Origin of the sequence: Streptomyces sp. 150FB (assembly GCF_000818195.1) — a bacterium.
GTDB lineage: Bacteria > Actinomycetota > Actinomycetes > Streptomycetales > Streptomycetaceae > Streptomyces.
In genome coordinates, this window is record NZ_JTHL01000001.1 from 5,714,096 (window position 1) to 5,721,783 (window position 7,688).

Here is a 7,688-nt window from a genome sequence, read left to right on the forward strand (position 1 = left end):
GGTGGCGAGCGCGGTGGCCGTGGTGGCCGTAAGCCGCAGCAGAGCCCGGCTGCCGAGGCCCCCAAGGCCGACGCGGCCGCCGCTGCTCCGGCGGCGGAGGCGACGCCCACTTCTACCGGCGGAACGGAGGCCTGAACGACATGCTGATCCCCCGTAGGGTCAAGCACCGCAAGCAGCACCACCCCAGCCGTAGCGGTATGTCCAAGGGTGGTACGCAGGTCTCGTTCGGTGAGTACGGCATCCAGGCGCTGAGCCCGGCCTACGTCACGAACCGGCAGATCGAAGCTGCCCGTATCGCGATGACCCGCCACATCAAGCGTGGCGGCAAGGTCTGGATCAACATCTACCCGGACCGTCCGATCACGAAGAAGCCCGCCGAGACCCGCATGGGTTCCGGTAAGGGTTCGCCCGAGTGGTGGATCGCGAACGTCAAGCCCGGTCGGGTGATGTTCGAGCTGTCCTACCCGAACGAGAAGATTGCGCGTGAGGCGCTTACCCGCGCTGCTCACAAGCTTCCGATGAAGTGCCGGATCGTTCGGCGCGAGGCAGGTGAGTCGTGATGGCGGCCGTTACCAAGGCGTCCGAGCTGCGCGAACTGGGCGACGAGGAGCTTGTTGCCAAGCTTCGCGAGGCCAAGGAAGAGCTGTTCAACCTCCGCTTCCAGGCGGCGACAGGACAGCTCGAGAACCACGGTCGGCTCAAGGCCGTCCGTAAGGACATCGCGCGGATCTACACCCTGATGCGTGAGCGCGAGCTGGGCATCGAGACGGTGGAGAGCGCCTGATGACTGAGAGCAACGTGACCGAGAACAAGACGGCCCGAGGAGACCGCAAGACCCGTGAGGGTCTCGTGGTCAGCGACAAGATGGACAAGACCGTCGTCGTCGCTGTCGAGGACCGCGTCAAGCACGCGCTGTACGGCAAGGTCATCCGCCGTACGAACAAGCTCAAGGCGCACGACGAGCAGAACGCCGCCGGTATCGGCGACCGCGTCCTCCTGATGGAGACACGGCCGCTGTCCGCGACGAAGCGCTGGCGCATCATCGAGATCCTCGAGAAGGCCAAGTAATCCCTGAGGGGCGTGCCAGCAGGGCACTCCTTCGGACTAGTTCCGCCAGGCTCCGGGGGCCGCGAGAGCGGCCCCCGGGGAACCGGCAGACGATCAGGAGACAGTTGTGATCCAGCAGGAGTCGCGACTTCGTATCGCCGACAACACGGGTGCGAAGGAAATTCTCACCATCCGTGTTCTCGGTGGATCGGGTCGCCGCTACGCGGGTATCGGTGACGTCATCGTCGCCACCGTCAAGGACGCGATCCCCGGTGGCAACGTGAAGAAGGGTGACGTCGTCAAGGCGGTCATCGTTCGCACCGTGAAGGAGCGCCGTCGTCAGGACGGCTCGTACATCCGCTTCGACGAGAACGCCGCCGTCATTCTCAAGAACGACGGCGACCCTCGCGGCACCCGTATCTTCGGCCCGGTGGGTCGTGAGCTGCGCGAGAAGAAGTTCATGAAGATCATCTCGCTCGCGCCGGAGGTGCTGTAAGCATGAAGATCAAGAAGGGCGACCTGGTTCAGGTCATCACCGGTAAGGACAAGGGCAAGCAGGGCAAGGTCATCGTGGCCTACCCCACGCGCGACCGCGTTCTCGTCGAGGGTGTCAACCGGGTCAAGAAGCACACCAAGGCCGGTCAGACCGCTCGTGGTTCGCAGACCGGTGGCATCGTGACGACCGAGGCCCCGATCCACATCAGCAACGTTCAGCTCGTTGTGGAGAAGGACGGCAAGAAGGTCGTCACGCGCGTCGGGTTCCGCTTCGACGACGAGGGCAACAAGATCCGCGTTGCCAAGCGGACCGGTGAGGACATCTGATGACTACCGCAACTTCCTCGCCGCGTCTGAAGACGCGCTACCGCGAAGAGATCGCCGGCAAGCTGCGCGAGCAGTTCAAGTACGAGAACGTCATGCAGGTTCCCGGTCTCGTCAAGATCGTCGTCAACATGGGTGTGGGCGACGCCGCCCGCGACTCGAAGCTGATGGACGGCGCGATCCGCGACCTCACGACGATCACCGGCCAGAAGCCGACCGTCACGAAGGCCCGTAAGTCCATCGCGCAGTTCAAGCTGCGTGAGGGTCAGGCGATCGGTTGCCACGTCACACTCCGCGGCGACCGCATGTGGGAGTTCCTGGACCGTACGCTGTCGCTCGCGCTGCCGCGTATCCGTGACTTCCGTGGTCTGTCCCCGAAGCAGTTCGACGGGCGTGGCAACTACACGTTCGGTCTCACGGAGCAGGTCATGTTCCACGAGATCGACCAGGACAAGATCGACCGGGTCCGGGGCATGGACATCACCGTGGTCACCACGGCGACCAACGACGACGAGGGTCGTGCCCTCCTTCGTCACCTCGGCTTCCCGTTCAAGGAGAACTGACCGTGGCGAAGAAGGCTTTGATCGAAAAGGCCAACCGCAAGCCCAAGTTCGCGGTGCGCGGCTACACCCGCTGCCAGCGCTGCGGCCGGCCCCACTCCGTCTACCGCAAGTTCGGCCTGTGCCGCGTGTGCCTTCGTGAGATGGCCCACCGTGGCGAGCTGCCGGGCGTGACCAAGAGTTCCTGGTAGTCCCTCTCTTCAGAGGCACTGCGCGGGAAGCTCTCGGTAAGCAACTGGTTGGCGGGAGCCTTCCCCCACATGCCGTAGGCTTGTGGGGTTGGGCGCCCGCCGTCCATAACGACTTACTACGCCGTAGGTCCCCGCACCGCACCCGCCCCGACTCTGATCGGGGAGAGGGATGGCGCATACAGGAAACCCCGGCGAGAGAGGCCGAAGGCCAATACATGACCATGACTGATCCCATCGCAGACATGCTCACGCGTCTGCGTAACGCGAACTCGGCATATCACGACGACGTCATGATGCCGCACAGCAAGATCAAGTCGCACATCGCGGAGATCCTCCAGCAGGAGGGCTTCATCACCGGCTGGAAGGTCGAGGACGCCGAAGTCGGCAAGAACCTCGTCCTGGAGCTGAAGTTCGGCCCGAACCGCGAGCGTTCGATCGCCGGCATCAAGCGGATCTCCAAGCCGGGTCTGCGCGTGTACGCGAAGTCCACAAGTCTGCCGAAGGTTCTCGGCGGCCTGGGCGTGGCGATCATCTCCACGTCCCACGGTCTCCTGACCGGTCAGCAGGCAAGCAAGAAGGGCGTAGGTGGGGAAGTCCTCGCCTACGTCTGGTAGTCGGGAACGGAGGAGGAAAAGCTCATGTCGCGAATCGGCAAGCTCCCCATCCAGGTTCCCGCCGGTGTGGACGTCACCATCGAAGGCCGCACGGTAGCGGTGAAGGGCCCCAAGGGGTCCCTCTCGCACACCGTCGCTGCGCCGATCGAGGTCACCAAGGGCGAGGACGGCATCCTCAAGGTGCTGCGCCCCAACGACGAGCGTCAGAACAAGGCCCTCCACGGCCTGTCCCGCACGCTGGTGGCAAACATGATCACCGGCGTGACCACGGGATATGTGAAGGCGCTCGAGATCAGCGGTGTCGGTTACCGAGTTCAGGCGAAGGGCTCCAACCTGGAGTTCGCCCTGGGCTACAGCCACCCGATCCTCATCGAGGCCCCTGAGGGCATCACCTTCAAGGTCGAGAACCCGACGAAGTTCTCCGTCGAGGGCATCGACAAGCAGAAGGTCGGCGAGGTCGCCGCCAAAATCCGCAAGCTGCGGAAGCCTGACCCGTACAAGGCCAAGGGTGTCAGGTACGCGGGCGAGGTCATCCGCCGCAAGGTCGGAAAGGCTGGTAAGTAAGCCATGGCATTCGGTGTGAAGATCGCCAAGGGCAAGGCCTACAAGGCCGCTGCCATCAAGCGCCGTCACATTCGCGTCCGCAAGAAGGTGTCGGGCACGCAGGAGCGCCCGCGCCTGGTTGTGACGCGTTCCAACCGCCACATGGTGGCTCAGGTCGTTGACGACATCGCGGGCCACACGCTCGCTTCGGCGTCCACCCTGGACACGTCGATCCGCGGGACCGAGGGCGACAAGAGCGCCCAGGCCAAGCAGGTCGGTGCCCTCGTGGCCGAGCGCGCCAAGGCCGCCGGTATCGAGGCCGTGGTGTTCGACCGTGGTGGTAACCAGTACGCCGGGCGGATTGCCGCTCTGGCCGACGCCGCCCGCGAAGCCGGGCTGAAGTTCTGAGCCCCGGTTCTTACGCAAAGCGGACGTAACAGAGAGAGGTAATCCAATGGCTGGACCCCAGCGCCGCGGAAGCGGTGCCGGTGGCGGCGAGCGGCGGGACCGGAAGGGCCGTGACGGTGGCGCTGCCGCCGAGAAGACCGCGTACGTAGAGCGCGTCGTCGCGATCAACCGTGTCGCCAAGGTTGTGAAGGGTGGTCGTCGCTTCAGCTTCACCGCGCTCGTCGTGGTGGGCGATGGCGACGGCACCGTAGGTGTCGGTTACGGCAAGGCCAAGGAGGTGCCGGCCGCGATCGCCAAGGGTGTTGAGGAAGCGAAGAAGAACTTCTTCAAGGTCCCGCGCATCCAGGGCACCATCCCTCACCCGATCCAGGGCGAGAAGGCCGCGGGCGTCGTCCTGCTCAAGCCGGCTTCCCCCGGTACCGGCGTCATCGCCGGTGGCCCGGTGCGTGCCGTGCTGGAGTGCGCGGGCGTCCACGACATCCTGTCGAAGTCGCTCGGGTCTTCCAACCCGATCAACATCGTGCACGCGACCGTGGCGGCCCTTCAGGGCCTGCAGCGTCCCGAGGAGATCGCGGCTCGCCGCGGTCTGCCCCTCGAGGCCGTCGCCCCCGCGGCTCTGCTCCGTGCGCGTGCGGGAGCGGGTGCGTAATGGCTCGCCTCAAGATCACGCAGACGAAGTCGTACATCGGCTCTAAGCAGAACCACCGCGACACCCTTCGTTCGCTCGGGCTCAAGCGCCTGCACGACGTGGTTGTCAAGGAGGACCGTCCCGAGTTCCGCGGCATGGCCAACACCGTGCGGCACCTCGTAACGGTCGAGGAGGTCGACTGACATGGCGGACAACAACAACCCGCTGAAGGTCCACAACCTCCGTCCCGCCCCGGGCGCCAAGACCGCCAAGACCCGTGTGGGTCGTGGTGAGGCGTCCAAGGGTAAGACGGCGGGCCGTGGTACCAAGGGCCAGAAGGCCCGTTACCAGATCCCGGAGCGCTTCGAGGGCGGGCAGATGCCCCTCCACATGCGTCTTCCGAAGCTCAAGGGCTTCAAGAACCCGTTCCGCACCGAGTACCAGGTCGTCAACCTGGACAAGCTCGGCGCTCTCTACCCTGAGGGCGGCGAAGTCACGGTGGCCGACCTGGTCACCAAGGGCGCGGTTCGCAAGAACAGCCTCGTCAAGGTCCTGGGCCAGGGCGAGATCTCCGTGGCACTGACGGTTGCGGTTGACGCCGTTTCCGGCTCCGCCAAGGAGAAGATCGCCGCTGCCGGCGGCAGCGTCACCGAGCTCGTCTGAGACGATTCGATGGCCTGAACATCCAACCGGGGGTGCCTCTCATAAGGGGCATCCCCGGTTGGTCGTTCCAAGGGAGGCCATGTCGCCGGTAAGGTGGCGTGGATTGTTGCTGTATTGAAGCCCGGGGCTCGCCCCGGTACCCGTATCCGTCGATCCTCAATACCGTCACCTCTGACGCAGTAGCGCGGGGGTCGCAGGAGGCACCGTGCTCACCGCGTTCGCCCGGGCGTTCAAGACGCCCGACCTGCGCAAGAAGCTGCTCTTCACACTGGGCATCATCGTCGTCTACCGGCTCGGGGCACATATCCCTGTACCCGGTGTCAGCTATGAAAACGTCCAGACGTGTGTTGACGCGGCCCAGAAGGGCAACAACAGCCTGTTCGGGCTGGTGAACATGTTCAGCGGCGGGGCGCTGCTGCAGATCACGATCTTCGCGCTCGGCATCATGCCGTACATCACAGCGAGCATCATTCTGCAGTTGCTGACCGTGGTCATCCCCAAGCTGGAGACCCTCAAGAAGGAGGGCTCGTCCGGTCAGACGAAGATCACGCAGTACACGCGTTATCTGACCGTCGCGCTCGCCATCCTCCAGGGCACCGGCCTGGTCGCCACCGCGCGCAGCGGTGCGCTGTTCAGCGGCTGCCCGGTCGCCAACGACATCGTCCCCAACCAGTCGATCTTCACCACCATCACGATGGTGGTGACCATGACCGCCGGTACCGCGGCCGTCATGTGGCTCGGTGAGCTCGTCACCGACAAGGGCATCGGCAACGGCATGTCCATCCTGATGTTCATCTCGATCGCGTCGGGCCTGCCCGGCTCGCTCTGGGCCATCAAGCAGAGCGGCACGCTGGCCAAGGGCTGGATCGAGTTCGGAGCGACGATCCTCATCGGCTTCGTCATGGTGGGTCTGGTGGTCTTCGTCGAACAGGCGCAACGCCGGATCCCTGTGCAGTACGCGAAGCGCATGATCGGGCGGAGGTCCTACGGCGGTACGTCCACGTACATCCCGCTGAAGGTCAACCAGGCAGGTGTGATCCCGGTCATCTTCGCGTCGTCGCTGCTCTACATCCCGGCGCTGGTCGCCCAGTTCTCCAGCTCGACCTCGGGCTGGAAGACGTGGATCGAGGGCCACTTCGTCAAGGGTGATCACCCGTACTACATCGTCACGTACTTCTTGTTGATCGTTTTCTTCGCCTTCTTCTACGTGGCGATCTCGTTCAACCCCGAAGAAGTCGCCGACAACATGAAGAAGTATGGTGGATTCATCCCGGGGATCCGGGCCGGTCGACCCACGGCCGAGTATCTGAGTTACGTACTCAACAGGATCACGTGGCCCGGATCGCTGTACCTGGGTCTGATCGCTCTTGTGCCTCAGGTCGCGTTGGCCAGCTACAGCGGCTCGAACGGCAGCTCCATCAGCGGAACGAGCATCCTCATCATCGTCGGTGTGGGTCTGGAAACCGTGAAGCAGATCGAGAGCCAGCTTCAGCAGCGCAATTACGAAGGGTTCCTCCGCTGATGCGAATCGTCCTCGTCGGACCGCCCGGTGCCGGCAAGGGAACGCAGGCCGCGTACCTTGCCAAGAACCTGTCGATTCCGCACATCTCCACGGGCGACCTCTTCCGCGCCAACATCAGCCAGGGCACCGACCTCGGCAAGCAGGCGAAGTCCTACATGGACGCAGGAAATCTGGTGCCCGACGAGGTCACCATCGCGATGGCACGGGACCGCATGTCGCAGCCGGACGCCGTGAACGGCTTCCTGCTCGACGGCTTCCCGCGCAATGTGTCGCAGGCGGTGGCGCTGGACGAGGCGCTCGCCGCCGACGGTGTGAAGCTGGACGCGGTTCTGGACCTGGAAGTCCCCGAGGACGAGGTCGTGAAGCGGATCGCCGGGCGGCGTGTCTGCCGCAACGACAGCGCGCACGTCTTTCACGTGACGTACAGCCCGCCGAAGAAGGAAGGCGTCTGTGACGTCTGCGGCGGCGAGCTGTACCAGCGCAACGACGACTCCGAGGACACGGTGCGTACGCGTCTGGAGATCTATCACACGCAGACCGAGCCGATCATCGACCACTACCGGTCCCAGGGCCTGGTGGTGACGATCTCCGCGCTCGGCAAGGTCACCGATGTGACCGACCGCGCGATGGAGGCCCTCCGGCGCGACAAGGTCGCGTAGCCGGGCAGGTACGGGCAGTATTCGTCGAACAGTA

15 protein-coding genes and 1 pseudogene are annotated in these 7,688 nt (G+C 64.5%); all 16 read left to right on the forward strand.

Annotated elements, in window-relative coordinates; all coding sequences use genetic code 11:
* Positions 1-135 (forward strand): annotated as a pseudogene (locus QR77_RS49055) (30S ribosomal protein S3); the annotation flags it as partial.
* Between the two features lie 5 nt (positions 136-140).
* Positions 141-560, forward strand: coding sequence for a 50S ribosomal protein L16 (gene rplP, locus QR77_RS24590; protein WP_040024283.1), 420 nt, complete (start codon positions 141-143; stop codon positions 558-560).
* Positions 560-784, forward strand: coding sequence for a 50S ribosomal protein L29 (gene rpmC, locus QR77_RS24595; RefSeq protein ID WP_040024284.1), 225 nt, complete (start codon positions 560-562; stop codon positions 782-784). Before rplP ends, rpmC begins: the two co-directional genes overlap by 1 nt.
* Positions 784-1,068, forward strand: a complete 285-nt coding sequence (rpsQ, locus tag QR77_RS24600) for a 30S ribosomal protein S17 (RefSeq protein ID WP_040024285.1) — start codon at positions 784-786, stop codon at positions 1,066-1,068. Before rpmC ends, rpsQ begins: the two co-directional genes overlap by 1 nt.
* Positions 1,069-1,174: 106 nt before the next feature.
* On the forward strand, positions 1,175-1,543 hold the full coding sequence (rplN, locus tag QR77_RS24605; RefSeq protein WP_040024286.1) for a 50S ribosomal protein L14: 369 nt from the start codon (positions 1,175-1,177) through the stop codon (positions 1,541-1,543).
* Positions 1,544-1,545: 2 nt separating this feature from the next.
* Positions 1,546-1,869 carry a 50S ribosomal protein L24 gene (gene rplX, locus QR77_RS24610; RefSeq protein ID WP_040024287.1) on the forward strand — a complete coding sequence of 108 codons (324 nt, stop codon included), beginning with the start codon at positions 1,546-1,548 and terminating at the stop codon, positions 1,867-1,869.
* A complete protein-coding gene (gene rplE / locus QR77_RS24615; RefSeq protein WP_040024288.1) occupies positions 1,869-2,429 on the forward strand; it encodes a 50S ribosomal protein L5 in 561 nt (186 codons plus the stop codon). Before rplX ends, rplE begins: the two co-directional genes overlap by 1 nt.
* A gap of 2 nt (positions 2,430-2,431) precedes the next feature.
* Positions 2,432-2,617 carry a type Z 30S ribosomal protein S14 gene (locus tag QR77_RS24620; RefSeq protein ID WP_040024289.1) on the forward strand — a complete coding sequence of 62 codons (186 nt, stop codon included), beginning with the start codon at positions 2,432-2,434 and terminating at the stop codon, positions 2,615-2,617.
* 215 nt (positions 2,618-2,832) lie between these two features.
* Complete coding sequence (gene rpsH, locus QR77_RS24625; RefSeq protein ID WP_040024290.1) at positions 2,833-3,231, forward strand: 30S ribosomal protein S8; 399 nt, start codon at positions 2,833-2,835, stop codon at positions 3,229-3,231.
* 24 nt (positions 3,232-3,255) lie between these two features.
* Positions 3,256-3,795: a 50S ribosomal protein L6 gene (rplF, locus tag QR77_RS24630; protein WP_040024291.1), complete on the forward strand. Its 540-nt coding sequence runs from the start codon at positions 3,256-3,258 to the stop codon at positions 3,793-3,795.
* A gap of 3 nt (positions 3,796-3,798) precedes the next feature.
* The gene (rplR, locus tag QR77_RS24635; RefSeq protein ID WP_040024292.1) at positions 3,799-4,182 is read left to right on the forward strand and encodes a 50S ribosomal protein L18; all 384 of its coding nucleotides are present in this window, start codon (positions 3,799-3,801) and stop codon (positions 4,180-4,182) included.
* Positions 4,183-4,228: 46 nt separating this feature from the next.
* A complete protein-coding gene (gene rpsE / locus QR77_RS24640) occupies positions 4,229-4,831 on the forward strand; it encodes a 30S ribosomal protein S5 (protein WP_040024293.1) in 603 nt (200 codons plus the stop codon).
* On the forward strand, positions 4,831-5,013 hold the full coding sequence (gene rpmD, locus QR77_RS24645; protein WP_024491595.1) for a 50S ribosomal protein L30: 183 nt from the start codon (positions 4,831-4,833) through the stop codon (positions 5,011-5,013). Before rpsE ends, rpmD begins: the two co-directional genes overlap by 1 nt.
* A 1-nt stretch (position 5,014) precedes the next feature.
* Positions 5,015-5,473 (forward strand): 50S ribosomal protein L15, encoded by a 459-nt coding sequence (gene rplO / locus QR77_RS24650; RefSeq protein WP_040024294.1) that lies wholly within the window; start codon positions 5,015-5,017, stop codon positions 5,471-5,473.
* Between the two features lie 205 nt (positions 5,474-5,678).
* The gene (secY, locus tag QR77_RS24655) at positions 5,679-6,995 is read left to right on the forward strand and encodes a preprotein translocase subunit SecY (RefSeq protein ID WP_040024295.1); all 1,317 of its coding nucleotides are present in this window, start codon (positions 5,679-5,681) and stop codon (positions 6,993-6,995) included.
* Positions 6,995-7,654 carry an adenylate kinase gene (locus QR77_RS24660; protein ID WP_040024296.1) on the forward strand — a complete coding sequence of 220 codons (660 nt, stop codon included), beginning with the start codon at positions 6,995-6,997 and terminating at the stop codon, positions 7,652-7,654. Before secY ends, QR77_RS24660 begins: the two co-directional genes overlap by 1 nt.
* Positions 7,655-7,688: the final 34 nt, after the last annotated feature.

Excerpts from the sequence above, each read along its gene's own strand:
- rplP (WP_040024283.1), top strand. The coding sequence starts at position 141 with ATGCTGATCCCCCGTAGGGTCAAGCACCGCAAGCAGCACCACCCCAGC.
- rpmC (WP_040024284.1), top strand. The coding sequence starts at position 560 with ATGGCGGCCGTTACCAAGGCGTCCGAGCTGCGCGAACTGGGCGACGAG.
- rpsQ (WP_040024285.1), top strand. The coding sequence starts at position 784 with ATGACTGAGAGCAACGTGACCGAGAACAAGACGGCCCGAGGAGACCGC.
- rplX (WP_040024287.1), top strand. The coding sequence starts at position 1,546 with ATGAAGATCAAGAAGGGCGACCTGGTTCAGGTCATCACCGGTAAGGAC.
- rplE (WP_040024288.1), top strand. The coding sequence starts at position 1,869 with ATGACTACCGCAACTTCCTCGCCGCGTCTGAAGACGCGCTACCGCGAA.
- rpsH (WP_040024290.1), top strand. The coding sequence starts at position 2,833 with ATGACCATGACTGATCCCATCGCAGACATGCTCACGCGTCTGCGTAAC.
- rplF (WP_040024291.1), top strand. The coding sequence starts at position 3,256 with ATGTCGCGAATCGGCAAGCTCCCCATCCAGGTTCCCGCCGGTGTGGAC.
- rplR (WP_040024292.1), top strand. The coding sequence starts at position 3,799 with ATGGCATTCGGTGTGAAGATCGCCAAGGGCAAGGCCTACAAGGCCGCT.
- rpsE (WP_040024293.1), top strand. The coding sequence starts at position 4,229 with ATGGCTGGACCCCAGCGCCGCGGAAGCGGTGCCGGTGGCGGCGAGCGG.
- rpmD (WP_024491595.1), top strand. The coding sequence starts at position 4,831 with ATGGCTCGCCTCAAGATCACGCAGACGAAGTCGTACATCGGCTCTAAG.
- rplO (WP_040024294.1), top strand. The coding sequence starts at position 5,015 with ATGGCGGACAACAACAACCCGCTGAAGGTCCACAACCTCCGTCCCGCC.
- QR77_RS24660 (WP_040024296.1), top strand. The coding sequence starts at position 6,995 with ATGCGAATCGTCCTCGTCGGACCGCCCGGTGCCGGCAAGGGAACGCAG.